This is a genomic window from Acinetobacter qingfengensis, assembly GCF_008693185.1.
In the GTDB taxonomy this organism is placed as follows: Bacteria; Pseudomonadota; Gammaproteobacteria; order Pseudomonadales; family Moraxellaceae; genus Acinetobacter; species Acinetobacter qingfengensis.
On the sequence record NZ_VXKN01000012.1, the window covers coordinates 1 to 26471 of the forward strand.

At 38.6% G+C, this 26471-nt stretch carries 21 protein-coding genes, 1 tRNA gene and 1 pseudogene; 16 read left to right on the top strand and 7 right to left on the bottom strand.

Translation table 11 applies throughout. The features are described from left to right. From F4V57_RS15065 to dnaA, 5 genes and pseudogenes are all read right to left on the bottom strand, one after another. Positions 1-94: pseudogene (locus F4V57_RS15065) on the bottom strand (helix-turn-helix domain-containing protein); the annotation flags it as partial. A 126-nt stretch (positions 95-220) separates the two neighbouring features. Beyond that, entirely contained in the window at positions 221-2686 is a 2466-nt protein-coding gene (gene gyrB, locus F4V57_RS13050; protein WP_070070597.1) for a DNA topoisomerase (ATP-hydrolyzing) subunit B, read from the bottom strand. A gap of 36 nt (positions 2687-2722) precedes the next feature. Further along, on the bottom strand, positions 2723-3802 hold the full coding sequence (gene recF / locus F4V57_RS13055; protein WP_070070596.1) for a DNA replication/repair protein RecF: 1080 nt from the start codon (positions 3800-3802) through the stop codon (positions 2723-2725). A 2-nt stretch (positions 3803-3804) separates the two neighbouring features. Beyond that, positions 3805-4950, bottom strand: coding sequence for a DNA polymerase III subunit beta (dnaN, locus tag F4V57_RS13060; protein WP_070070598.1), 1146 nt, complete (start codon positions 4948-4950; stop codon positions 3805-3807). Positions 4951-5443: 493 nt separating this feature from the next. Further along, positions 5444-6829, bottom strand: coding sequence for a chromosomal replication initiator protein DnaA (gene dnaA / locus F4V57_RS13065; RefSeq protein ID WP_070070595.1), 1386 nt, complete (start codon positions 6827-6829; stop codon positions 5444-5446). 923 nt (positions 6830-7752) lie between these two features. Here dnaA and rpmH point away from each other — a divergent pair. The 6 genes from rpmH (at position 7753) to F4V57_RS13095 (ending at position 12710) form a co-directional block, all read left to right on the top strand. Further along, positions 7753-7887, top strand: a complete 135-nt coding sequence (gene rpmH, locus F4V57_RS13070) for a 50S ribosomal protein L34 (RefSeq protein ID WP_000831329.1) — start codon at positions 7753-7755, stop codon at positions 7885-7887. A 35-nt stretch (positions 7888-7922) separates the two neighbouring features. Next, complete coding sequence (rnpA, locus tag F4V57_RS13075) at positions 7923-8321, top strand: ribonuclease P protein component (protein WP_070071131.1); 399 nt, start codon at positions 7923-7925, stop codon at positions 8319-8321. Positions 8322-8338: 17 nt separating this feature from the next. Further along, positions 8339-8659, top strand: coding sequence for a membrane protein insertion efficiency factor YidD (gene yidD / locus F4V57_RS13080; protein WP_070071130.1), 321 nt, complete (start codon positions 8339-8341; stop codon positions 8657-8659). Positions 8660-8665: 6 nt separating this feature from the next. Then, a complete protein-coding gene (yidC, locus tag F4V57_RS13085) occupies positions 8666-10387 on the top strand; it encodes a membrane protein insertase YidC (RefSeq protein WP_070071129.1) in 1722 nt (573 codons plus the stop codon). 92 nt (positions 10388-10479) lie between these two features. Continuing rightward, a complete protein-coding gene (mnmE, locus tag F4V57_RS13090; RefSeq protein ID WP_141729303.1) occupies positions 10480-11835 on the top strand; it encodes a tRNA uridine-5-carboxymethylaminomethyl(34) synthesis GTPase MnmE in 1356 nt (451 codons plus the stop codon). An 80-nt stretch (positions 11836-11915) separates the two neighbouring features. After that, the gene (locus F4V57_RS13095; RefSeq protein ID WP_070071127.1) at positions 11916-12710 is read left to right on the top strand and encodes a hypothetical protein; all 795 of its coding nucleotides are present in this window, start codon (positions 11916-11918) and stop codon (positions 12708-12710) included. Positions 12711-12772: 62 nt separating this feature from the next. On the opposite strand, the gene F4V57_RS13100 is transcribed toward F4V57_RS13095, so the two are convergent. After that, a complete protein-coding gene (locus tag F4V57_RS13100) occupies positions 12773-14233 on the bottom strand; it encodes an aminoacyl-histidine dipeptidase (protein ID WP_070071126.1) in 1461 nt (486 codons plus the stop codon). A 450-nt stretch (positions 14234-14683) separates the two neighbouring features. Here F4V57_RS13100 and argA point away from each other — a divergent pair, with 450 nt between their 5' ends. The 8 genes from argA to erpA all read left to right on the top strand — a co-directional run bounded on the left by argA (position 14684) and on the right by erpA (position 24315). Beyond that, entirely contained in the window at positions 14684-16039 is a 1356-nt protein-coding gene (gene argA, locus F4V57_RS13105; RefSeq protein WP_070071125.1) for an amino-acid N-acetyltransferase, read from the top strand. A gap of 147 nt (positions 16040-16186) precedes the next feature. Then, positions 16187-17188, top strand: coding sequence for a bifunctional riboflavin kinase/FAD synthetase (gene ribF, locus F4V57_RS13110; protein ID WP_070071124.1), 1002 nt, complete (start codon positions 16187-16189; stop codon positions 17186-17188). Between the two features lie 156 nt (positions 17189-17344). Then, positions 17345-20191 (top strand): isoleucine--tRNA ligase, encoded by a 2847-nt coding sequence (gene ileS / locus F4V57_RS13115; RefSeq protein WP_070071123.1) that lies wholly within the window; start codon positions 17345-17347, stop codon positions 20189-20191. Next, entirely contained in the window at positions 20184-20741 is a 558-nt protein-coding gene (gene lspA, locus F4V57_RS13120; protein ID WP_070071122.1) for a signal peptidase II, read from the top strand. Before ileS ends, lspA begins: the two co-directional genes overlap by 8 nt. Before the next feature lie 12 nt (positions 20742-20753). Then, complete coding sequence (locus F4V57_RS13125; RefSeq protein ID WP_070071121.1) at positions 20754-21236, top strand: FKBP-type peptidyl-prolyl cis-trans isomerase; 483 nt, start codon at positions 20754-20756, stop codon at positions 21234-21236. Between the two features lie 232 nt (positions 21237-21468). Next, positions 21469-22821, top strand: a complete 1353-nt coding sequence (locus F4V57_RS13130; RefSeq protein ID WP_141729300.1) for a D-serine ammonia-lyase — start codon at positions 21469-21471, stop codon at positions 22819-22821. 21 nt (positions 22822-22842) lie between these two features. Further along, entirely contained in the window at positions 22843-23784 is a 942-nt protein-coding gene (gene dsdC / locus F4V57_RS13135; RefSeq protein ID WP_070071120.1) for a DNA-binding transcriptional regulator DsdC, read from the top strand. Between the two features lie 195 nt (positions 23785-23979). Beyond that, complete coding sequence (gene erpA, locus F4V57_RS13140; protein ID WP_070071119.1) at positions 23980-24315, top strand: iron-sulfur cluster insertion protein ErpA; 336 nt, start codon at positions 23980-23982, stop codon at positions 24313-24315. 63 nt (positions 24316-24378) lie between these two features. On the opposite strand, the gene F4V57_RS13145 is transcribed toward erpA, so the two are convergent. After that, a complete protein-coding gene (locus tag F4V57_RS13145; RefSeq protein WP_070071118.1) occupies positions 24379-25179 on the bottom strand; it encodes a M48 family metallopeptidase in 801 nt (266 codons plus the stop codon). Between the two features lie 163 nt (positions 25180-25342). On the opposite strand from F4V57_RS13145, the gene F4V57_RS13150 reads away from it, so the two are divergent. Then, a tRNA-Gly gene (locus F4V57_RS13150) sits at positions 25343-25418 on the top strand. A gap of 346 nt (positions 25419-25764) precedes the next feature. Continuing rightward, on the top strand, positions 25765-26460 hold the full coding sequence (locus tag F4V57_RS13155) for a GntR family transcriptional regulator (protein WP_070071117.1): 696 nt from the start codon (positions 25765-25767) through the stop codon (positions 26458-26460). Positions 26461-26471 lie beyond the last annotated feature (11 nt).

Here is a 26471-nt window from a genome sequence, read left to right on the forward strand (position 1 = left end):
GAACATTGTATTTATTACCAGTTGAAACTTTACCAAAACCAGATAAGTAGTATTGGACAACCTCAAGTTTAAATTCTTGAGAATATTTAGCCATAGAAAAGCACCTTTTCAAATTAGAACAAGTGTCTAACTTTTAGGGTGCAGTTCAAATTTCAATATGGGCTTTTGCCATAACAAGATGAGTTTTTCATCTTCTTACCGTTTAACTAAAGCATTTTATTTATGCATCAATATCTGCATTCAAGGCGTTTTCTTCAATAAAGGCACGGCGTGGTTCAACATCATCCCCCATCAAACAAGAAAACATACGATCTGCCTCAATCGCATCATCAATCGTTACTTGCAACATATTACGGTTTTCAGGATCCATTGTCGTTTCCCACAATTGCTCAGCATTCATTTCACCTAACCCTTTATAGCGCTGAATCATCATACCGCGACGGGAATCTTGAATAATTTGTTGCCAAACCTGATGGAAATCATTGACCAAAATTTTGCGTTCACCTTTTTGCAAATATGCTCCAAATTCCAGCAAACCAAACCAGCTTTTGGCACTTTTTAATAAACGTGCATATTCAGCCGACTGTAACAAAGTTGCATCCAATAAATAATGATGCGGTAAATTATGTACATACACCGTTACACGAGGGTAATACATGATTTTATGCTGTCCATCCATTTCCACCTCAAATTGTTCAAGTGAGATTTCAGGACGTAGACTTGGTTGCAAACGAGTTATAATTGTCTGTAATTGTTCAGCCCAAAGCTGAACATAAGATTGATCAAATTTTTGTTCAGCTTTAAACACATCAACTTCCAGTAAAGCATCCAGAATTGTGGCTGGATAACGCTGCGTCAAACGTGTAATACTTTTTTGTGAATGTTGATAATCTTTGATCAATTGTTCCAGCGCTGCACCAGTAATTGCAGGTGCATTTGCACTGATATGTAAAGCCAATTCATCAATCGCATTGGAAATCAAATAAGTTTCCAATGCATCATTATCTTTAAGATATTGTTCTTGTTTACCTTTTTTCAGTTTATACAATGGTGGTTGAGCAATATAAATATAACCACGCTCCACCAGTTCAGGCATTTGACGGAAAAAGAAAGTTAACAATAAAGTACGGATATGTGAGCCATCGACATCGGCATCGGTCATGATAATAATTTTATGATAGCGTAATTTTTCAGGATTATATTCTTCCCGACCAATCCCACATCCCAACGCAGTAATAAGTGTTCCGACTTCCTGACTGGAAATCATTTTATCAAAACGAGCCCGTTCAACATTCAGAATTTTACCTTTAAGCGGTAAAATCGCCTGCATTTTACGGTTCCGTCCCTGTTTTGCAGAACCACCTGCCGAGTCACCTTCGACTAAATATAATTCTGATAGTGCTGGATCTTTTTCCTGACAATCCGCAAGTTTACCCGGCAAACCAGCAATATCCAGTGCACTCTTACGGCGTGTCATTTCACGGGCTTTACGCGCTGCATCACGAGCACGGGCTGCATCAATAATCTTACCAGCAATTGACTTTGCCGCTTGCGGATTTTCCAGTAAATACGCTGAAAACTCCTTATTCATGGCTTGTTCAACGGCTGGTTTGACTTCACTGGATACCAGTTTTTCCTTGGTTTGTGAAGAGAATTTTGGATCAGGCACTTTCACCGAAATAATAGCTGTCAACCCTTCCCGCGCATCATCACCAGAAACATTCACTTTTTCTTTTTTCAGTAAGTTTTCATTTTCCATATAGCTATTTAAGCCACGTGTTAAAGCTGCACGAAAACCTGCCAAATGCGTTCCACCATCTTTCTGCGGAATATTATTGGTAAAACATAAAACATTTTCCTGATACGTATCGTTCCATTGCAATGCAACTTCGACACCAATCCCATTATCTGCATCAACAGTAAAATGAAAAATTTCATTTAAATGGGTCTTACCCTGATTGATATATTTTACAAATTCAGATAAACCACCTGCATAGTCAAACACTTGCTCAGAATTAACGCGCTCATCACGTAATACAATACGTACCCCTGCATTCAGGAATGATAATTCACGTAAACGTCTGGCTAAAATATCAACATTAAAAATAGTTTGGGTAAATGTTTCACCACTTGGCAAAAAGCGGACAGTCGTACCAGTTTCTGTTGTTTTACCGATTTCACGTAACGGATATTGCGGATCGCCATGACGGTATTCTTGTTCAAAAAGTTTACCTGCACGTTTAATATTTAAAAATAATTGGCTAGATAACGCATTGACGACTGAAACACCTACACCATGTAAACCACCGGAAACCTTATAACTGTTATCATCAAACTTACCACCCGCATGTAGAATGGTTAAAATAACTTCCGCTGCAGAAACACCTTCTTCAGGATGAATGTCTGTAGGAATTCCACGACCGTTATCAGAAACACTCACCGATTCATCCTCATGAATGGTGACAATAATTTCATCGCAATGTCCGGCTAAGGCTTCATCAATCGCATTATCTACAACTTCAAATACCATATGGTGCAAACCTGTACCATCATCAGTATCACCAATGTACATACCCGGACGTTTCCGAACTGCATCTAAACCACGTAAAACCTTAATGCTAGAAGAATCATAAGCTTTCTCTGTCGCTTGTTCATTGTTAGAGGTAGCTTGTTGTTCTGAACTCATGATTACTCCCTAGAGATGGAAAAATAACATAAAAATTTAACGATCAACCGGACAAACCTGTCCAGATTCCACAGCATAAAATTGGCATACAAATTCTGTCTGTTTCAGACAAGATTGCACAGCCTGCTGATCCAGTGTGGTCAAAAAAACCTGACTACCTAACTGATGCAAACGCTTAATTAATCGCTGTTGCGCCTGCGTATCAAGCTCTGCTGTCAAATCATCTAATAATACCACAGTTTCCTTATTAGACCTATGTAACATGGCAATTTGCGCAAGTTTTAGCGCAATAATCAGTAGTTTTTTTTGCCCTCTGGATAATACATCATCAGCATACCCAAACCCTGTTTTCAAACGTAAGTCTGCTCGATGTACGCCGTGCTGTGTAGTTTTACGTTCAATATCTTTTTGTAATTCTTGCTGTAGTTGCTGTGCCAATCCTATTTCTGTAGAAAATCCGGAAAAATACTCTAATTCAATGTTCATATCTGGCAATAAAATCTGTAATTCTGTCTGTACATCCTGTTGCCAACGATCAACGATTAATTCCCGCAATAAATGAATCCGTTCACCTTCTTGTGCCAAAATTTGATCCCATGCTTGAATTTGCTCTCTTGGTACAGGATAAAGTTTTAATAGGCGATTTCGTTGTTTTAAAGCTCGGGAGTAGTTTTGCCAAATCGGAAAAAAATCGGGTTCCACGTGAAACATCAGCCAGTCCAGCATTTGTCGTCTTGGTTTTGCCCCATGATCAATAATATCTGTACTTTGAGGTTCAATCACTTGTACCGGCAACAATTTTGCCAATTGTCCCTGTGTTGCCACACTATCCCCATTGACTTTCATCACTTGATCACCAGACTGAAATTTTTGCAAACCAATACGATAATCATAAGATTGAGCAAAAACCAATGTATCCTGCTGTTGGTACTGGATATAATGTCTGGGAACGTAGGTGCGGAAAGAACGTCCTGTCGCAAGCAAATGTATGGCTTCTAAAATGGAAGTTTTACCTGAACCATTTTTGCCATAAAAGACATTAAACGGCTGCAACTCATTGAGTGCAACCGTTTTTAAGTTACGTAATCGCTCAATACGCAGCTTTTGCAGCAGCATGATTAAACACGCATTGGCATAACAACATAAGTCTGACTTGGTTGATTAGGATCCTGCATCAATACAGACTGATTGGCTTCCGTCATTTGCATTTGCACATCATCACCATCCAGTGCATTTAAAATATCCAGAATATATTGGGCATTAAAAGACATTTCTAAAGTTTCACCCTGATATTGCATGGCAAAATCTTCAACAGCTTCATCTTGTTCCGGATTATTGGCACGTAACTGCAAAGAATCATCATTAAAATTCAAAAATACACCACGTAATTTTTCATTACTTAAAATTGCAACGCGTTGTAGGGATTGCTTAAATGCATCATGTGCCAGCGTTGCAATTTTATCACCACCCCGTGGCACAACACGGCGATAATCAGGGAATTTACCGTCAATCAGCTTAGTGGTGAAACGAACAATAATCGCAGTTTCTTTTTCTCTTGCAGGCAATTCAATGGTAACGTTGAGTAGTTCTCGTCCAATCAAAACATTTAATGGTAAATCTTCTACCGTAAGCAGACGCTGCAACTCTCCCACTGCCTTACGTGGAATAATAGCCTGTACTGCCTGCTGGGCAGTTGATTGTGCTTCTGCGTGACACAAAGCTAGACGATGGCCATCTGTAGTCACAGCACGTAATTGATTTTGTTCAATTTCTAGTAATGTACCTGTGAGATAAAAACGTACGTCCTGTACAGCCATAGCAAATGAAGTTTTTTCAAATAAGCGCTTTAATTCCCTTTGAGATACAACAACCTGCATTCCATTCACCTGCTCAGTTGCCAACAATGGATAATCTTCTGCAGGTAAAGTACCTAATACAAAACGACTTTGTCCAGATACAATAATACAGCGTTGATCATCAGTTACCTGTAGATCAATAATCGCTGCATTTGGTAATGATTTACAAATATCCATAAGTTTACGTGCAGGTACGGTACTTTCACCACTTTGCAAACATGCACCTGCTTCCAGCACAGCGCTGGCAACCAATTCAACTTCTAGATCCGACCCAGTGATTGTTAACTGACTTTCCAAAACCTGAATTTTAACATTTGAAAGGATATTTAGCGTGTGACGACGTTCAACTGCGCCCATAACATGTGAAAGTACATTCAATAACGTTTCTTTAGCAATCTTTAATCGCACTGCTTTACCCTCTTTCAAAATGACAAATTTGATCCTATTCTACCTGAATTTATCCAGAAGATATGCTGAAATTCTTATCAAAAAACAGGCTGCAAAACGCCAGCCTGTTTTTTCTTTGAGATCGTTGCAAGTTCAACAACTTTTGTCATAAAGATTACTGATTCAATAAAATAATGCCAATCTCAATTTTAATTGATCATTTTTGTTCAATATATATACTCAAATAGATATAGATGTATACATTTTAATCTTTTCAAGAATCAAACTCGCCCTTATATCCCATTGCAACTCGCCTTGAGTAGCTTGAAGAGGTTACTTCACTCCCAAACGCCTCCTACAATTTTTTGTTGGCCTAGCTGACAAAAAATTGTTAAATAATTATCAAACCATACAACAACCAATGCATATTTTGTTACCCTGCTAACGATAAACTGACAACAAAAATAGTCGCTTTTATTAAAAAACTTGCAATCGAATTTAGTCATCAGATGACTTAACTTTGCAACAATCGCAATAGATTTTTATAATCTTCATTAAATGCTGGATCTTCAGCACACAGGCTTTGAACCTTTTCACAGGCATGCATCACTGTACTATGATCCCGCCCACCAAAAGCCATGCCAATTTCAGGAAAACTATCTCCGGTTAATTCACGTGCCAATCCCATAGCCAATTGGCGTGGTCGGGCGTAAATTCGAGTACGTTTTGGCCCAACTAATTCTTTTAATGGAATACGAAAGTATTCACTGACCACACGTTGAATATTCTCTACGCTGATGGTACGGGCACGAATTGCCAACACATCCTTTAAGGATTCTCTCACCACATCCAAATCAATGGATGTTCCCTTGAATCTTGCAATTGCCACAACTTTATTCAATGCACCTTCTAATTCACGAACATTGGCAACCACCTGTTGAGCAATAAACAAAGCACAGTTACGAGGTAAATCGATATGATTACTTTCTGCTTTTTTCAATAAAATTTCGATACGGGTTTCAATATCTGGTGGTTCGATACCAACTGATAATCCCCATGAGAAACGTGAAACTAAACGTGGATCGAGTTCTGTTAATTCTTTTGGATAACGATCAGAAGTTAAAATAATTTGCTTAGATTCATCCAGCAAGGCATTAAAAGTATAAAAAAACTCAACCAGGCTCGCCTCTTTACCCGCCAATAGATGAATATCATCCACCAACATTAGATCCAGAGAACGACAATTCTTTTTAAATTCTTCAACTTTACCACGCTGCAATGAACTAACAAAATCCTGCACAAAGCTTTCTGCCGTCATATACATAACACGAGCATTTGGTCTGACTTGCAATAACGCATTCCCCACAGCCTGCATCAAGTGCGTTTTCCCCAAACCTGTAGGACCATATAAAAACAATGGATTATGTTGCGGCGCTCCTAACTGAGTGAGAACTTTACGACAAGTTTCTGCAGCCATCTGGTTTGAACGACCTTCTACAAACAGGGAAAACGTAAATAATGGATTAAGCTGGCGTTTTTTTGATTGTTTACTGGGTGTATCTGTAATTGTGCTTTTATTCACTACCGGACTAGGCATTACAGGCGTAGCACTGAGTGCTGCTGTCGTTGTTGCTGGTGTGGTATCTGCAGTTACAATTGCCCCAGGGCGAGAATCAACCAAAACTTCCACCTGACGAACCTCTCCTTGAGAAATTTGTTCCGCCAAAATAGAAATAAGTTCAAGATGATGTTCCTGAATATATCGTGTCCAGTAAGGATTAGGTGCAAATAGCTTTAAGATACTGCCATCTTGTTCAGCATGTAGGGGACGAATCCACATCGCAAAGACGTTCTCAGACAATTCTTGCCGCAAACGTGCTAAGCATTCAGCCCAAAGCATAGCTTTATCCCCTATCTGGTTTCACATCATTTAAATTCAAATTACCCTCACCATTTGGTAAGGGGTGGTCATTCTACCCAAGTTATCAACAACTGTCATATAAAGTCACGCTTAATCGCACAAATTATCCACAAGAGAACCACAAATTTAAATTTAAAACGCCTGTGGATAATTTCTCAAATAACCTGTGGATAAAATATTATGATAAGTTATCCACAATCCAGCACTCCAAATCCAACACACTTACCCACATGATAAGTTATTAATAAATTTCAAAAATATTACAAAATCCACAAATATTTAACACCCTAATAATAATAAATTTAAATTCTAAATTTATAAATTTATTTATATGAAGTTAACTTTTGTGGATAACCAGAATAATATGAATTTAAATTCAAAAGAAAGCACAATAATGTATTTTTTGAATTTAACCCCTGTTTTGTTATACACATATAATTCTAAATTTCACAAGTTATCAAAGCAAATAACAGTTATAAAAGTCACATTATCCACAAAAGTAAGCATATTTATAAACTTCGTTTAATTTTAACTCATTAATAAAAAAATAAATTTTAAGAAAATTTCAACTGTTTGTTACCTTCAATAAAAGTTAATAAGTTATTCTTAGGGTGAGAGCATAAAACACACATTTAAATTTAAACCTATTCAATTTCAAAATTAGATGTGGATATTTTTAAATTTAAAAAGCGGCACAAATGATTTGGTGGGTTTTTGAATTTAAAATTACTCACAGTTAAGGGGTGAAATGAATTTAAAACTCGAATTTTGAATTTAAAGTTCAAAAAACGGTAGTTTTATAATGTTTAAGGTGTTTTATCTGTGTTTTTGCATTGACACTTTGTATATAGACGACTAAAATTGCGCACCTTTATAGAAGATGATTGATTAGGAGTTTCACGATGAAACGTACCTTCCAACCAAGTGAGTTAAAACGCAAACGCGTTCACGGTTTCCGCGCTCGTATGGCAACTAAAGCTGGTCGTCAAGTGCTTGCACGTCGTCGTGCTAAAGGTCGTCACAGCTTAACAGTATAATTTTATACTGTTAATGTTGTACTGACACAGGTTGTATGGCACTTTATTCTTTTGGCAAAGACGTGCGTTTACGTTGCGCCAAAGATTATCAAGGCGTGTTTACTCATACTTTATTTAAAGTGCACCAACCTCACTTTTTAATTTTAGCCAGTTTGGCTACAGATATGCAAAGTCATCGCATAGGTGTAGTTGTGGCGAAGAAAAAAGTACGACGAGCACACGAGCGTAATCGTATTAAACGTATTAGCCGAGAAAGTTTTCGTCTAAACCAGCATCAATTGTCAGGTTTTGATATTGTTGTCATGCCGAAAATTGGTATTGAAAAAATATCTAATGCAGAATTGCATCAACAGTTAGACATGACATGGACGAAATTAAAACGTCTACTGACCAAATATAAGCTTCAACAAAATAAAGTTTTATCTACCAACTGACCAGTAGAGTAAAGCCAATGCAAAAACTATTACATTGGTGTATCCGCTTTTATCAAATTGTGATTAGTCCACTACTTGGACCACGTTGTCGTTATATTCCAACCTGTTCTCAATATGCAATCGAAGCGTTACGTGTGCATGGTACGATTAAGGGTGTATATTTAAGCAGCAAACGTTTATGTCGTTGTCATCCTTGGGGAGGATATGGTTATGATCCTGTGCCACCCAAAGCTGTAAAATTTATTTCGTTTAAATTTTTTGATTCTCAAATCTCTTACGTTTATGTACCCTTGCGTGAACGTCAACACGATTTAACCTCTAGTGAACATTTAGGGTAAAAGACTATGCAACAATGGGCCAGGTTTGCGATCCTCGGTGCTATGTTTGTGACAGCGTATTTGCTGATATTGGCCTGGCAAAAAGACTATGGCCAGAAAGCAGCAGATCATGTTGAACCACCAGCAGTGGTGGCACAAGCAGGTAATAATTCTGCCGATCTTCCAACTCAACAATCGAATTCAGCTGCAACAGATGTACCCCAGGCAAATAATACTGCTCAGGCGGCAACATCATCTGCGCAAACAACACAACATGGTTTAATTTCGGTCAAAACAGACTTATATAATGTTTGGATTGATCCTAAGGGTGGGGATATTGTTCGCCTTGAATTACTTTCCCATGAAAAAAGTAAAGACAGCAAACAACCATTTGTGATGTTGCAAAATGATAAAAATATCTATGTTGCACAGTCTGGTCTGGTTGGTCCGAATGGCCCAGATCAAAACAGCACAGGACGGCCATTGTATGAAACAGCTAAAACAGCTTATAGTTTAGCCGATGGTAAAGTCGAAACAGACAAAGAAGGTCAAACACATAAAGTCCTTGAAGTACCGATGGTATTTAAAATGGCCAATGGTGTTGAAGTCTTCAAAACCTATCGTTTTACTGAGGGCGCTTATCCAATTGGTTTAAAACAGACCGTGGTTAACCGCAGTAATGCAAATTGGCAAGGTCAATTGTTTGCACAATTAAAACGAGATGATGCGATTGATCCGGGTAAATCTAGTCAAGGTATTTTTACTTTGGGAACTTATTTAGGCGGTGCATGGGGAACGCCTGATGAGCATTATAACAAATTAAAATTTGCGAATTTTGATGATGAAAAACTAAATCAGCAAGCAAAAGGCGGCTGGATTGGTATTGTTCAGCATTATTTCGTTTCAGCCTGGATTCCTGATGTAGGATATACTGCACACTTGGAATCACGTAATAGTGGTAAGGATCATATTATCGGTTTCCGTTCACCAATGGTGGATGTGCCTGCTGGTAAACAATATGAATTCAAGGCAACGTTATACTCTGGTCCAAAAATTCAGTCAGAACTTAAAGATCTTGCAGTTGGTCTGAACCAGACTGTGGACTATGGCTGGTTATGGCCAATTGCCAAGCTTTTATTTGTTGGTTTGCAATTTTTCCACGGTATTGTTGGTAACTGGGGCTGGTCAATTATTTTATTGACAATTCTAGTAAAACTTATCCTTTGGCCATTATCTGCAAAAAGTTATCGTTCAATGGCAAAAATGCGAGTCATTGCACCGGAAATGCAACGGATGAAAGAAGAGTTCGGTGAAGACCGTATGCGCTTCTCTCAAGAAATGATGGCATTGTACAAACGTGAACAGGTAAATCCATTATCTGGTTGTTTGCCTTTGCTATTACAAATGCCGATTTTCCTTGCCTTGTATTGGGTATTGATGGAAAGTGTGGAATTACGACATGCACCGTGGATCCTATGGATTCAGGATTTGTCAGCAATGGATCCATGGTTTATTTTGCCATTAATTATGGGCGTGACCATGTTTATTCAGCAAATGTTGAACCCACAACCGGCTGATCCAATGCAAGCCAAAGTATTCCGCTTAATGCCGATTATCTTTACAGTATTTATGCTGTTCTTCCCGGCGGGTCTGGTTTTATACTGGGTGATCAATAACTCGATTACGATTTTCCAGCAATGGTTTATCAATAAAAACATTGAAAAGCAGCGCGCAAAAACTGCCGAGTAATTGTTAAAATATACTGAATCGAACCGCATAAGGTGATACCCTTATGCGGTTTTTTTATGGTGTGAATTTGTTTGAAATAGGGCGTAAATATGCTGATGACCAATACAACAATTGCTGCAATTGCAACACCTATAGGTCGGGGTGGTGTTGGGGTAATTCGTTTATCAGGCCCAAAAGCGTTTCATATTGCGGAAGTACTTACCCGTAAAAAACTGCCACAACTAAGAATGGCTGGATTTCGGCAATTTCTTGATCAGGATGACACCATTTTAGATGAAGGGTTATTACTGTGTTTTGCTCATCCAAATTCGTTTACTGGCGAAGATGTTGTAGAAATTCAGGGGCATGGTGGCCCCGTGATTTTAAATACTTTGTTGGCAAGAGTTTTACAACTAGGAGCAATTGCGGCTCAAGCTGGCGAGTTTTCAATGCGAGCTTTTGAAAATGGCAAAATGGATCTGGTGCAGGCTGAAGCCATCGCAGATTTGATTGATGCCAGCTCGCAGGCTGCCGCACGTTCAGCAGTACGTTCTTTACAAGGGGCTTTTTCTCAAAGAATTAATGCTGTATTGGAAAAACTCATTCATTTGCGGTTGCATGTTGAAGCTGCAATTGACTTTCCGGAAGAAGAAATTGACTTTTTAGCCGATGGTAAAATTCTCGCCTTATTGGATGATGTACATGATTCTGTACATCAGGTACAGCAATCTGCACGTCAGGGACAATTGTTAAGAGAAGGGCTACAGGTTGTGATTGCCGGGAAACCTAATGCTGGAAAATCCAGCTTACTCAATGCATTAGCTGGCGTAGATCGAGCCATTGTGACTGATATTGCTGGTACAACCCGTGATGTACTGCATGAAAAAATAACTTTAAATGGTTTGCCATTAACCCTTACGGATACAGCCGGATTACGTGATACAGGCGATGTCGTCGAAAAAGAAGGCATTCGGCGAGCTTATCAGGCGATTGAGCAGGCAGATTTATTACTTTTTGTTTATGATTTGAGTCAGGAAAGTCAACCATTAGCAATTGCTCAGCAATTTTTTGCTCAATATATGGATCCTAAGCGTCTTATCATGATTGCCAATAAGGTTGATCTCACTGATCAGACGATACAAGTTGATCAGTTTGAAGGATATCAGCGAGTTATTTTATCTGCCAGACAAGAGCAGGGCATTACTCAATTGATAGACGTTATTACGCGTTATGCCGGTTTTCAGCCAGAAGAAGATAGTTTTATTGCAAGGACACGTCATCTGGATGCCATGCAGCGTACACAAAACTATTTGTCCGAAGCACGTATTCAACTGGTAGATTATCATGCAGGTGAATTGGTTGCGGAGTCTTTACGCCTTGCACAAAATGCTTTGGGTGAAATTACTGGCGAATTTAGTGCAGATGATTTATTAGGTAAAATCTTTGGTAGTTTTTGTATTGGAAAATAATCATTTAGCCTGAAAGTTTTCTTGTTTTACTAAATTGATTGTGATAAATATATAAAAAACAATATTATGGAAGACTGGAAATGTCTTTTCAATTGGTTCCTTATCAATATCAGGCAACTTGGCAAGAAGCTTTATCGATTTATCTTTATGTAAAGATTTACATCAATCATGTGATTGTCAAAGATGTGACTATTCAGAATTATCCATCTTTTGAATTATATGATCATCATGTTAAAAAGTATACGATATGGTATCAAAATTCTAATCGCAAAGAGGATAAGATTAAACGATGGATTATGACTCATCATGCAGAAATTGCATATTTTCAGGAAAATTTTGGTCAAATCTTTCAGGCGAAAGTTGAATTTTGGCAGGATCGTAAAAAAACAGAATACTATAAAACAAAATTACAGCAGGCCTTTGAATTTGAAAATTTTATTGCCCATAAATTACAACAGGAATATGGTATTAATATAGAGCCCTATTTGACACCACAAGGGCAGTATGATTTGGGGGAAAACAAATTGGGAATAGAAATAAAAAATGATCAACTGATTAAAAAATATAAAAATATTTATATTGAGTATGCAGAAAAAGCCAGAGCTTCTAATGCAAACTATATTCCGTCAGGGATTTTAAAAAAAGATAATACTCGTTTTTTCTTGATTGGTGATGAACAAAAATTCTGGATTTTTAGAAAAAGTAGATTGCTGGAAATCTATTATGAAGAAATAAGATATCAACAACAGCAACAACGTTCTCGAAGAAAGATTCAATTTAAACAAAAAGAGACATCTAAAGGTTTTGTGTATCCGGTAATTGCTGCACAACATGAAGCAATCAGTTTCGAACAAATGGTGCAAGAGTTATTCTAAAAAACAGCCATGAAATCTGGCTGTTTATGATGTTGTTTCACGTGGAACAGAATGTAAAATGCTTATTTAACCAAGGCAAGAGCAGTTGTCAGTAATTTCCAGCATTTTGCAACGGTATCTACTTTAACACGCTCTCCAGGCGCATGTGCGCCTTGAATATCTGGTCCAAAAGATACCATTTGAAGCCCAGGATAGTGTTCAGCAATAATACCGCACTCCAGACCGGCATGAATAACTTTTAATTCAGGATGAATATCAAATGCCTTTTGATAAGCTTGTTCTAGGCATTTTAAGGCAGCAGATTGCGGATCGGGGGTCCAACCGGAAACTAGATGTGATAATTGTGCATTGATTGAAAATTTTGCAAAATGTTGTTGAATTTGTACTGCAAAATTTTTGACATCCTCATTTGCCATAGCGCGTACCATAATTTGAATTTGTGCCTGTTCTGTATCCAGACGTACCACGCCAATATTATTGGAGGTTTGTACAACATCAGGTAATGTTTGGCTCATGCTTGCAACCCCAAAAGGACAGTTGGCTAGAGCTTGGATCAAATCGTACTGTTGTTGTGGGTCAATGATGTGTTGAACTGGCTGGAGATGACGCTGTATTTCTAGGGTCAGATGATCATCAACATTTTTGAGCTTTTTACGCCAAATATCTTCAAAATCTTGGAGACATTGTTTGAGAGCGTGGGTATATTTTTCAGGGATGCCGATGGTTGCAATCGCTTCACGTGGCAAAGCATTTCGTGCTGTTCCACCACTAAATTTAACCAAATGACCCTGAAATTCATTTAAATATTGAGATAAAAATTGACTCAATATCACATTGGCATTGCCACGTCCCAAATGAATATCTACACCTGAATGCCCACCTTTTAAACCAGTAAGTTGTATATCGAAATATTGTAAATCCTGTGGTGGTCGGCAAACAGCAGTAGCTTGATAAATTTCTACATCCAGACTAGCAGCACAGCCTAAATAGAGTTGTCCCCATTCTTCGGTATCAATATTTAATAACCATTGACCAGTTAATAAATTTGGCTCAAGGTTTCTGGCACCACTCATGCCAGCTTCTTCATCAATGGTCAATAGCACTTCAATTGGCCCGTGTACAATATCCTGACTTTCCAGAACGGCAAGCGCCAATGCCACACCAATCCCGTTATCTGCACCAAGTGTAGTATTTTCAGCAATAAGCCAGCCATCTTTGAAAACCGGGCGAATAGGATCTTTCAAAAAATCATGATTTGTCTGACGATTGGCTTGTGTCACCATATCGAGGTGACCTTGCAAAATGACGCCAACTTTAGTTTCCATACCTTGGGTAGCAGGTTTACGGATAATTAAGTTGCCAATTTGATCGACTTGTGTGCTTAAACCAAGCTGAGTTGCCCACTTGATCAGGTGTTGTCTGAGTTGATGTTCCTGTTTTGAGGGTCTGGGAATTTCACAAAGTGTTTGAAAATGTTTCCAGACGATATGCGGTTCTAGGTAGGAGAAGTCATTGTTTTGCATTGTTATGATCCTGCAAATATTTTTGTCATCATAAAACAATCATATTGTATTGCACAGTTATAATGCTGTTGTAAGCTTAAGATTACACAAAATGCTGAAAATGTCGTATTGGATTATCCGGTAATTCTGAATACACTACAAAACATCAAGACATGACAGGATGTCAGTTAAAATCAAGCTTGCTGAGAAGCAGCAGTGTGAAAGGATTTCACCTGAAATAAGCTTGATATCAGGAAACAGGATGTTTCTTACTAAAGATTGCTGAGAAGCACAAAGCGAATGGATGTCGTAACAATCACAACCGCTCTAAAAGGAAAAGCCTGAGAGAATATCTTTCAGGCTTTTTTCTTGGGCAAAGCACCTATCTGCTAAGATGCTTATGGTTTACCAGATTTTTGTTATGCTTTAAGCTGTGATGATTCCTGATTGATCTGTTGTGAAGCCTGTCTCATGAATTTAAATCCATTACATTCTACCACTTTAGAAACTCCTGATTATGTACATTGGTTTCGTCATGCTGCGCCTTATATCAACACGCATCGTGGCAAAACATTTGTGTTGATGTTTGGTGGTGAGGCATTATTGGAAGAGAATTTTCAGCATATTATTCATGATGTTGCTTTACTACATGCTCTGGGTATTCATTTGGTGCTGGTACATGGCGCACGACCACAAATTAATGAAAATTTAAAGCAATTGGGTTTGGAAACGCCATTTTATCAATACCGCCGTATTACCACTCGTGTATCATTAAAAGCGGTATTGAATGCAGCAGGTTCTATTCGATTGCAAATTGAAGCATTACTTTCCATGGGATTAGCCAATTCTCCAATGTATGGTGCCAGAATTGATGTGGTATCCGGTAACTTTGTGACGGCCAAGCCGTATGGTATTCGTGATGGTATTGATTTTCAATTGACTGGTGATGTACGGTCTGTCGATTGTGAGGCTATTCAACGTAATCTTGATAATAATAATATCGTATTACTAGGACCAGCTGGTTATTCCACTACAGGAGAAGTGTTTAATCTGCGTGCTGAGGACGTTGCCATGCGGGTTGCTTGTGATTTAAAAGCAGATAAATTGATTTTTCTGGGAGAAAATACGGGTATTTTAGATCAAAAACAGCATTTGATTCGTGAATTATGGCCGCAACAAGCAGAACAATATTTAGCGCATACAGATCCGGATGCCACAGGATATTTGCATGTGATGAATGCTTTGTATGCATGCAAACATGGGGTAAATCGCTGTCATTTACTATCTTATCGGGATGATGGTGCTTTACTTGGTGAGTTGTTTACTCGTGATGGTGCCGGGACATTGATTACTGATGCACATTATGAGGAAGTTCGACAAGCAACTATTCATGATGTTGGCGGATTACTTAATTTATTACGTCCATTAGAACAGCAGGGTATTCTGGTTTATCGCTCTAGGGAGCGTCTGGAAAGTGAAATTGGATATTTTGCGGTAATTGAGCGTGATGGTACTATTTTGGCATGTGCTGCCTTATATCCCATTCCAATGACGGGACAAGAGCAAAAATCCGCAGAAATTGCTTGTGTAGCAGTACATCCTGATTATCGAAAATCTAATCGTGGTGCTAAAGTGCTGGAATTTTTACAATTACAAGCCAGACAGCAGCAGATTAAACGATTATTTTTGCTCACAACACATACAGGACACTGGTTTTTGGAGCAGGGTTTTGAAAAAGTGACTATTGAGGATTTACCGGCAGCCCGACAGGCTTTTTATAATTTTCAGCGTAACTCTCAGGTGTATTGTAAGATACTGGATGATTAACAGATTTTAATATGGTTTATTCATAAAAATGGCAATTTTCCCATGAAACATTGGACGAAAATAATTGTCTAAAAACGCAACGTAACACGAACACCGGAATTTATGGCACAATAGCCAAAATTTCATTGAGCGTGATTGTCATAAGCCATGAAGCTGCTACGTTTGCATGCACTTACTCCACATCATCAAATCCCACCAACAGCGGTGACGATTGGTAATTTTGATGGGATCCATTTGGGTCATCAAGCCATGATTCGGCAATTGATTAACGTGGCACAAGCTGAACAGCTGAAAGTATTGGTGATGATTTTTGAGCCACAGCCACTGGAATATTTTCAGGGTTATGATGCACCACCTCGAATTACTTCTTTACGGGAAAAGGTCGAATTACTGGCTGAGCTAGGCGTAGATTATGTTGTGGTGGCAAAATTTGATGATGCTTTTCGTAGCATGAGTGCCACACAATTTGCCAATATATTAAAACAGCAATTGAATGCCAAAACCTTGATACTTGGTGATGATTTTCATTTTGGTAAAAATCGTAGTGGGGATAGTGATTTCTTACGTCAATATGGGTTTGATGTGATCAATCTGGATACCATTAGTTTTGATCAACAACGTGTGAGTTCAACCCGTATTCGTCAGGTTTTACAACAGGGTGATTTAGCTTTGGCCGCACAATTACTTGGACGTCCTTACAGTATTACCGGACGAGTATTACATGGTGATAAAATTGGTCGTACATTGGATTTTCCAACCATTAATGTTGCTTTACATCGACATAAACCCTGTTTAAGCGGTATTTATGCTGTCGATGTGCAATGTATGGAATTGCCTTTAACTGAAAAAATTCAGCAGGCTGACTCAGGGCAAATGGGTATTCAAGGGTATTTATCTGAGAGTTTATTTGGCGCAGGACATATTGGAACGCGTCCCGCCATTCAACAAGATCGTCCAGAATGGCGATTAGAAGTACACTTTCCTGATGTTTCTGCTAATCTGTATGGCTTGTTAATGCGAGTGACATTTTTGCACTATTTGCATGGTGAAAGAAATTATCCATCGCTGCAAGCTTTAAAAGACGGTATTGCAGATGATGTTATCCAGTTACGGCAATACCGACTGGATACACCCCGATTTCCGTTTTAGCATAATAATGCAAAAACACAGGTTTCTAAATTGAAATAGTATTGTGTGAAAGATTGAATTTCTATATTTCGATCCCGCTATTTTAATGTTAGATGTTGATTAAATTTGAACGAGAACTGTCAGCTCCCGCTGATTAAATTGTGGAAGACAACGTGCATGAGCGATAAGCAAACTTCTGAAAATGCAGTGGATTATAAAGCCACGCTTAACCTTCCGAACACAGATTTTGCCATGAAGGCAAACCTTGCTGTTCGTGAAGCAAAATGGTTAGACGACTGGTATGCCGATAACATTTATCAGAAGATCCGTGCATCACGAATTGGCAAGAAAAAATATATTTTGCATGATGGTCCTCCTTATGCGAACGGCTCGATTCACTTGGGACATGCTGTTAATAAAGTGCTCAAGGACATTATTGTCAAAAGCCGTACACTGGATGGTTTTGATGCACCTTATGTACCGGGTTGGGACTGTCATGGGTTACCGATTGAACTTAAAGTTGAAGAAAAAATCGGTAAAGTGGGGCAAAAAGTCGATGCAGCGACATTCCGTAAAGCATGTCGTGAGTATGCATTAACCCAGATTGAACTACAGAAAAAAGATTTTAAACGTTTGGGTGTATTTGGTGACTGGGATAATCCATATTTGACCATGAATTTTAAACAGGAAGCCGACATTGTCCGTGCTTTAGGGGCAATTCAGAAAAATGGTCATATTCAACCGGGCCTGAAACCGGTCAACTGGTGTCTGGATTGCGGTTCCGCGCTGGCAGAAGCCGAAGTGGAATATGAAGACAAAAAATCAGATGCCATTGATGTCGGATTTAGTGTTGTTGATTTGTCGGACTTGTCTGCACGTTTGAATATTACGGTTAATCACCCAACAGATATTGTGATTTGGACGACCACACCGTGGACTTTACCTGCGAACCAAGCTGTTGCATTACATGCCGAAATTGATTATCAACTGGTACAAGTACAGACTGAGCGTGGTATACAAAATCTGATTCTCGCCAAAGATTTGGTCGCATCAGCCTGTGAACGTTATCAATTGGATAATCCGGCTGTTCTTGCTGATTTTACCGGTGCCAAACTGGAAAAACTCAGCTTACAGCATCCATTAATTGTGCAGCGTCAAGTTCCTGTGATTCTAGGTGAGCATGTGATTGCCACCAGCGGTACCGGAGCCGTACATACTGCACCGGGACATGGTGTGGACGACTATAAAGTTGGTTTACAGTATAATTTGAAAGTAGATAATCCGGTTGGTGGGAATGGTGTATATCTGCCAACTTCACCAATTTTTGCCGGTGAACATATCTATAAAGCCAATCCAAAAATTATTGAAAGTTTGCAGGCAGGTGGTCGTTTATGGGCACATGAGGTCATTAAACATAGCTACCCACATTGTTGGCGTCACAAAACACCGATTATCTTTCGTGCGACACCACAATGGTTTATCAGCATGGAGCAAAAAGAATTGCGTCAACGCTCTTTGGAGGCGATTGAGCATGAAATTGAATTTATCCCGGACTGGGGTAAAAACCGAATGCAATCTATGGTTGAAGGTCGTCCGGATTGGTGTATTTCACGTCAGCGTACATGGGGTGTACCAATAACTTTCTTTGTACATAAAGATACAAATGAATTGCATCCACGTACTCAGGAACTCATTGAAGATGTTGCTAGACTGATTGAACAGGAAGGTATTGATGCATGGTTTAATCGTGATGCATCAGATTTTTTACCTGAGGATGAAGCAACACAATATAACTGTGTGCGAGATACCTTAGATGTCTGGTTTGACTCAGGTACAACACATTATGCTGTATTGGATCAACGTGAAGAATTACAACGTCCTGCCGATTTATATCTGGAAGGTTCTGATCAGCATCGTGGCTGGTTCCAGACATCACTATTGGCCAGTGTAGCAATCAATCATACAGCACCTTATAAAGCCTTGCTTACACATGGATTTACTGTTGACGAAAATGGCCGTAAATTATCCAAATCTCTGGGTAACTATATTCCATTAGATGACATCATCAAACAATTGGGTGCTGATGGTTTGCGTCTATATGTGGCTTCTAGTGACTATCGTTATGAGATTGCAGCATCCAAGGAAATCTTTAATCGTGTGTCGGATAGTTATCGCCGTATTCGTAATACATTACGTTTCTTGCTGGCCAATTTAAACGGTTTTATCCCTAGTCGTGATTGTATGCCAGTTGATGAATTGATTGCTCTGGATCAATATATTTTGCAACGTGCCAGTGACGTACAAAATACAATTATCAATGCCTATAATGACATGAGCTTCCATGTGGTCGTGAGTAGCTTAACCAGTTTCTGTATTAACGATCTGGGTGGTTTTTATCTGGACATTATCAAGGATCGCCAATATACCACCAAAGCTGATTCTCAGGCACGCCATTCAGCGCAAACAGCACTGTATCATCTGGTTCAGGCTTTTGTACGCTGGATGAGCCCAATCCTAAGTTTTACTGCGCAGGAAGCTTGGGCATTGATACCTGAGCAATCTGAAGATTATGTGTTTACTTCCGAATGGTACACAATTCCTGTATCAACACAGACCAATGCGCTCAGTGAAGCTGATTGGCAAGCATTGTTACAGGTGAAATCCGCAGTAAATAAACAAATTGAAGTGGCTCGTAATGCCAAATTGGTGGGTTCTAATTTATCTGCAAAAGTCGAGCTTTGGGCAACAGATGAATTAAAAACCATTCTGGATCGTTTGGGTGATGAGTTGCGTTTTGTATTGATTACTTCACAGGTAATTGTTCGCCAGTTTGATGCTGCACAAGGTGAAGCAACTGATGTAGATGGTTTGCAGGTTCAGATCTCTGCGGCAGATGGTGAAAAATGTGCTCGCTGCTGGCATGTGTTACCTGATGTTAATACACATGCAGATCATGCAGGTTTATGCTCACGCTGTATCATTAATTTACCATCTGGTACAGGTGAAGTGAGAAAATATGCATAAAAAATCATCAGGCTGGCTGAAAATTTATCCTCATAATTTTATCTGGTTAGCACTTGCTGTGCTCACTGTGATTTTGGATCAAATCACCAAGCACATTGCCTTATCAAAGTTGATCTTTGAGGGCAATACTGTCAATGTGTTGCCTGTATTTAGCTGGACATTGGCTTACAATCCGGGTGCAGCCTTTAGTTTTCTATCTGATGCAGGGGGATGGCAGCGTTATTTCTTTACTTCGTTAGCAGGGATTGTATCGCTACTCTTTGTGTGCTGGCTGTTGCGTATGCCGAAACGACTCAAAGTCTTGCCTGCAGCGATTGCATTGATTTTAGGTGGGGCAATTGGCAATCTGATTGATCGTTTGACCACCCAACTTGTGAACTGGCAAGGTGAACAGGTACATGGTGTCGTTATTGATTTTCTACACGTACATTATGGTACTTGGCATTTTCCAATTTTTAATCTGGCGGATTGTGCCATAACCTTAGGTACAATCCTGTTATTGATCGACACTTTTTTCCTTGAGAAGAAACGCCAGCAAGTCACACATTGAGTAAATGGCATAATGACAGAAATTATTAACCCAAATGATGAAACCCGTATTGAAGACGGCGCACGTGTTGAATTGCACTTTTCTGTTGCCATTGAAGACGGAGTAGAAATTGATAATACCCGTAGCCGAATCGAACCAGTAAATCTGGTGATTGGTGATGGAAATTTATTGCCAGGTTTTGAAAAAGCATTATTCGGCTTACGTGCCGGCGATCGTAGAACCGTTCATTTACCACCTTCGGAAGCTTTTGGTGAATGGAATATGGAAAATGTACAGCGCTTTGATACGGTTAAATTTGAGCAGCGTCCGGAAGTTGGTCAGATGATTGAATTTGAAGATAAATCCAAATCGAGTTTATTTGGTGTAGTAAAGTCGATTGACGATAACATTACAGAAATCGACTTTAATCATCCACTGGCAGGTAAAAACATTACATTTGAAGTGGAAATTTTTAAAGTCACTCCTGTTGGTCAACAAGGGATTAAATTAATGTAACCAAAGCTGCTTCGGCAGCTTTTTTATTTCTTTTATTTTTAATTATTGAGTTTTATTACTTACATGGTATACCAACATTTTGTTTGAGCTAACCATGAATGAATATACGTCACCCATAAGATGATGATTTATCCTTTGTCACGATGACTTGAATCTGTTGCAATCTTTATTCGTGTATTGCTCAGCAATAAAAATTGAAATGATTAATCGCAATATAAGGGAAATTTGAACAATGTTGATTACAGATAAAACACGAGAACAGTGGTGGATACAAGATCGTTTGATCAGACGTTTGCAAGAACTTCAGCCAAGTGCATGGTTTAATCCAAACATTGCCAAAGTTGCAAGTGCATTGTCTGATGTGGGACTAACTCAGGTTGATGTTGATGCTGCGGAAGCAAGACTAAAACGTTTTGCAGCGTTTATTGCTCAGGTTTTTCCAGAAACTGCATGTAGTGATGGTCTGATTGAATCTCCGATTCAGGCTGTGCCGACATTGTATCAAGCGCTTTCCCAATATTATCAAATTGAGCAAATTGGTGAATTATGGTTGAAATTAGATAGTCATTTGCCGATTTCTGGTTCAATTAAAGCCCGTGGTGGAATTTATGAGGTTCTCAAACATGCAGAAACTTTGGCCATCAATGCAGGCCTATTGAGTGAACAGGATGATTATGCCAAATTAGCTACACCATCATTTAAGGCATTTTTTAATTGCTATAAAATTGCTGTAGGTTCAACAGGAAATCTTGGTTTATCTATAGGTATTATGGGTGCAACACTGGGATTTCAGGTGACTGTTCACATGTCATCTGATGCAAGACAATGGAAAAAAGATAAATTACGTGTGCATGGTGTACAGGTGATCGAATATGCATCCGATTATAGTCAAGCTGTGGCAGAGGGTCGTCGACAGGCTGAACAGGATCCATGTTGTTATTTTATTGATGATGAAAATTCTACCAATTTATTTTTAGGTTATGCAGTGGCTGCATTGCGTTTAAAGCAGCAATTTGCAGTACAAAACATTCCAGTTGATGCACAACATCCTTTGTTTGTGTATTTGCCCTGTGGTGTAGGTGGCGGTCCAGGTGGTGTGGCTTTTGGGTTAAAGCTGGTTTTTGGTGATCATGTGCATTGTATATTTGCCGAGCCAACCCATTCTCCATCTATGTTACTTGGCGTATATACAGGGTTACATGATAAAATTTCGGTACAAGATATTGGTATTGATAACATTACTGCTGCAGATGGTCTGGCAGTGGGACGTCCATCAGGTTTTGTCGGTAAAGCCATGCAGAGATTGATCGATGGTTATTTTACAATGCAGGATGAGTCACTTTATGCAATGTTAGCTTTGCTGGATCAGACAGAAGATATACAACTTGAACCTTCTGCGGTAGCAGGCATGTTGGGAATAAACCATGTACTTTCTATTGAACAACAGGATTATCGCGATAAGTTAGGACTATCATCACAATTACTGAAAAATGCACATCATTTGGTCTGGGCAACAGGAGGAAGTATGGTTCCTTTTGCTGAAATGCAAAATTATCTGGCCAAAGGAAGAAAAATTCTAAAGTAATAAATCTGTGGAGAAATTGACATGCCTGACTCAAACAAACTTCATCATCATTTAAATGCGTCACAATTTGCAAATTTGCATACTTTCTTTGTGGTTGCACGTTTTTTGAGTTTTAAAAAGGCTGCTGATTTTTTATGCCTTACATCGAGTGCAGTGAGTCATCGTATTCACCGTTTGGAAAATTCACTAGGTATTAAGTTATTTCAACGGCTTACTCGAAGTATTGTATTAACCCATGATGGTGAAAGAATTTTTAAAATATTATCCAAATCCATGATAGATCTGGATGAAGCCATGCAACCTGTCACAGAGGATAATATAGAAGGTCGTATCAGTGTCTATGCACCACCATCTTTTGCTCAATGTTGGTTGATTCCTCACTTTACGGAATTTTCTGAACGTTACCCTGGTTTATCCATAGATTTACGCGTGGGTAATGACACTATAGATTTTCGTGTACATAATATTGATCTTGCAATTGAGTATGCAATTGGTGACTTCATTGGTTTAAATAGTGAAAAAATTATGAGTGAACGGATTACACCTGTGTGTAGTCCGGCTTATGCTGAACAATATCATTTGCATAATCAACCGGAGAACTTATCCCAATGTGTATTGTTACATGATTCGTTTGCTTGGCCTCATGCCGCTTATGACTCAGAATGGAATGCATGGTTAAAACATATGCATTATGATATTCAATTGTCAGAAAAGTGTTTTAGTTTTGATCGATCCGATTTATGTGCAGTTGCAGCCATTCACCATGCAGGTATTGCAATCGGGCGTGAACAACTGGTACAGAAATATATCGAAAATGGTCAATTAATCGCACCGTTTGGTACCTTTAAAAAATTATCATCATACGGGTACTATATGGTTCATTCACAAATGAATCGATTACCATTAAAAACCCGAATATTTAAAAAGTTTTTATTAGAAAAAGCAGTATTACAGATCCATTAAAAAGCAGTAGTTGATGAGAGGTATGTGAGTATGATCATAAAAAATTACTATAATCAAAAAAATGTTCATTATTTATGTATTACAAAGCGTATGGTAATCTGAATTTTTGCGCTATGAGCCTTGTAAATTTTCACATAGCCCTTATATGGAATATGATAAACTTTAGTATTCCTCCTATCTTTTATGGAAATCGCTATGACTGCCGAAGCCCTGAATTTAACTGACAATGCTGCAAAAAAAGTACGTCAATTAAGAGATAGCGAAGGCAACCCATCTTTGATGTTACGTGTTTACGTTACAGGTGGTGGTTGTTCTGGTTTCTCTTATGGATTTAATTTTGCAGAAGCAAGTAATGAAGATGATGCAGAATTTCATAATGGTGATGTAAAAATGGTCGTTGACTCACTGAGCTATCAATATCTCATTGGCTCAACTGTTGACTATATTGAAGGTTTGGAAGGTTCACGATTTGTTGTACAAAATCCAAATGCAACAACAACTTGTGGTTGCGGTTCATCCTTTTCAATTTAATCCAGTCATATTTTTTTGTATAAAACCCCAAAATGGAACAGTATTTGGGGTTTTTTATTAACTTTAACGTTTCGCCTGCAAATAAAGTGGCATGACTTTAGGTAGTAAGGCTTCAATATTTTTAATCCGATTTTCAGGATTAGGGTGAGTACTTAATAGTTGTGATCCACCGGCTCCATTGGCAGCAATCATTTTCTTCCACAATGAAACCGCAGCCTGAGGGTTATAACCTGCACGTGCCATCAACTCCAGACCTAGCACATCTGCTTCGGATTCCTGTGTACGGTTATTGGGTAAACCAATGCCGATTTGACCTACAAGATTGGCAACTTGTGCCTGTCCTTCACTCATTCCCGTTGCAGCAGCAAGAATGCCTAGACCTGCCTGTTGTGCATAAGCACGAGATACATTTTCACGGCCATGTTCACGTAAGGCATGTGCCATTTCATGCCCCATAATGGCTGCAATTTCATCATCTGTAAGTTTTAGGCGATCAATAATCCCTGTGTAGAACATAATTTTTCCACCTGGGGCACAAAAGGCATTCAACTCATCACTTTTGATTAAATTGACTTGCCACTGCCAAGAAGCAGCTTCTGGACGTAATGTCTTTGCTTGCGGAATCAGTCGATTTGCAATACGTTGTAACCGTGCTTTTTGGGTACTATTGGTGTTCAATACCCCTTTGGATTTTGCTTGTGAAACCAATTGATTATAGTTTTGTGCCGATAATGCATTCACTTCAGATTCTGAAACTAAAAGTAATTGCTTACGGTCTACACCAGTGGTACTAGTTAGTGTTGTACTGGAACAACCTGAAAGTATAAGTGCAGCCGTTAATGTGGTGGTTGCTAAAACTCGCATATAAAATTCCTTTAACCCTTTATTTTATGCTTTACATAAAGTTTAAATAGAAACGAAATTAAATTTCGTAAAGAAATGCAAAAATGCAGATTATTTATTCACTTGATTGAAAAGCTTAAAAAAAGCTTGCAAGCATATATGAATACGTTATTATATGCGGCATGCGGGAATAGCTCAGTTGGTAGAGCACAACCTTGCCAAGGTTGGGGTCGCGAGTTCGAGTCTCGTTTCCCGCTCCAAATTCTTAAGAGGCCTTATCAGTTGATAAGGTCTTTTTTTATGGGTAGAATATATTATATACTCCGACACTATAATTTTTTATTAATATTTATTGTCTTCATCAAATTTAATACTTTAAACATTATTTTATGGGCCTATGGTCATTGTTAGTGTGTATATTTAAAGCACATTTATGCTACAAATTATTTTGTCATGATTAAATTTGAGAATGATGGCAAAGACAAATTTTGCATGCTATCGCATTAGTTTTAGGTTGTTTTTTTGTAGATCGTGATTTTTTTATTCTTAAATTTATTATTTTATGTAAATAATCACTTATATATTCTTACTTGAAGGAAATGTTAAATGCTATCCGGGCAGCAAGTTTTATTAAAATTAAGAAAAATGATTATTTCAGGTGAGTTGGTCGGAGGCATGCGTATTGCAGAAATTCCAACTGCTGAATTACTTGGTGTATCAAGACAACCAATTCGGGTGGCATTTCGTCTGTTAGAACAAGAAGGTTTGCTGATTAAAAATTCCACGCGTGGTTATATTGTGCGTGAAATTTCAAATGAACTGATTAGTCAGGCTTTGGAAGTAAGGGGCGTATTAGAAGGCCTTGCAGCAAAAACACTTGCTGAAAAAGGTATGTCTATAGAACAGCAAGCCACTTTATTAAAATGTATACATGATTCGGAAAAATTATTTGAAAAGGGAGAATTTGGGGAAGAAGAACTGGAAAAATATCATCAATATAATGAGATTTTTCACAGTACGATTATTCAGGGCGCACAAAATATTGCAATTATTCAAGCGCTCAATAAAAATAATCAATTGCCTTTGGCATCAGCAAATGCATTGACCTTCGATCATCAACATGCCCTATCAGAATATCGCCGTTTACAATTTGCGCATCTTCAGCATTGTTCGATTTATGAAGCCTTACTGCATCGACAAGCCGGACGTGCTGAAATTCTTATGCGTGAGCATAGTCGAGTTGTGATTTTTGCTTCAACTGTACAACCAATTTTAAATCCACAAACCGAAGAAAAAAGATAGCTTCTCGATCA

Coding starts and splice junctions, on each gene's coding strand:
- gyrB (WP_070070597.1), bottom strand. CDS start 2,686: ATGAGTTCAGAACAACAAGCTACCTCTAACAATGAACAAGCGACAGAG.
- recF (WP_070070596.1), bottom strand. CDS start 3,802: ATGCTGCTGCAAAAGCTGCGTATTGAGCGATTACGTAACTTAAAAACG.
- dnaA (WP_070070595.1), bottom strand. CDS start 6,829: ATGCTTTGGGCTGAATGCTTAGCACGTTTGCGGCAAGAATTGTCTGAG.
- rpmH (WP_000831329.1), top strand. CDS start 7,753: ATGAAACGTACCTTCCAACCAAGTGAGTTAAAACGCAAACGCGTTCAC.
- rnpA (WP_070071131.1), top strand. CDS start 7,923: ATGGCACTTTATTCTTTTGGCAAAGACGTGCGTTTACGTTGCGCCAAA.
- yidD (WP_070071130.1), top strand. CDS start 8,339: ATGCAAAAACTATTACATTGGTGTATCCGCTTTTATCAAATTGTGATT.
- yidC (WP_070071129.1), top strand. CDS start 8,666: ATGCAACAATGGGCCAGGTTTGCGATCCTCGGTGCTATGTTTGTGACA.
- F4V57_RS13095 (WP_070071127.1), top strand. CDS start 11,916: ATGTCTTTTCAATTGGTTCCTTATCAATATCAGGCAACTTGGCAAGAA.
- F4V57_RS13100 (WP_070071126.1), bottom strand. CDS start 14,233: ATGCAAAACAATGACTTCTCCTACCTAGAACCGCATATCGTCTGGAAA.
- argA (WP_070071125.1), top strand. CDS start 14,684: ATGAATTTAAATCCATTACATTCTACCACTTTAGAAACTCCTGATTAT.
- ribF (WP_070071124.1), top strand. CDS start 16,187: ATGAAGCTGCTACGTTTGCATGCACTTACTCCACATCATCAAATCCCA.
- ileS (WP_070071123.1), top strand. CDS start 17,345: ATGAGCGATAAGCAAACTTCTGAAAATGCAGTGGATTATAAAGCCACG.
- lspA (WP_070071122.1), top strand. CDS start 20,184: ATGCATAAAAAATCATCAGGCTGGCTGAAAATTTATCCTCATAATTTT.
- F4V57_RS13125 (WP_070071121.1), top strand. CDS start 20,754: ATGACAGAAATTATTAACCCAAATGATGAAACCCGTATTGAAGACGGC.
- F4V57_RS13130 (WP_141729300.1), top strand. CDS start 21,469: ATGTTGATTACAGATAAAACACGAGAACAGTGGTGGATACAAGATCGT.
- dsdC (WP_070071120.1), top strand. CDS start 22,843: ATGCCTGACTCAAACAAACTTCATCATCATTTAAATGCGTCACAATTT.
- erpA (WP_070071119.1), top strand. CDS start 23,980: ATGACTGCCGAAGCCCTGAATTTAACTGACAATGCTGCAAAAAAAGTA.
- F4V57_RS13145 (WP_070071118.1), bottom strand. CDS start 25,179: ATGCGAGTTTTAGCAACCACCACATTAACGGCTGCACTTATACTTTCA.
- F4V57_RS13155 (WP_070071117.1), top strand. CDS start 25,765: ATGCTATCCGGGCAGCAAGTTTTATTAAAATTAAGAAAAATGATTATT.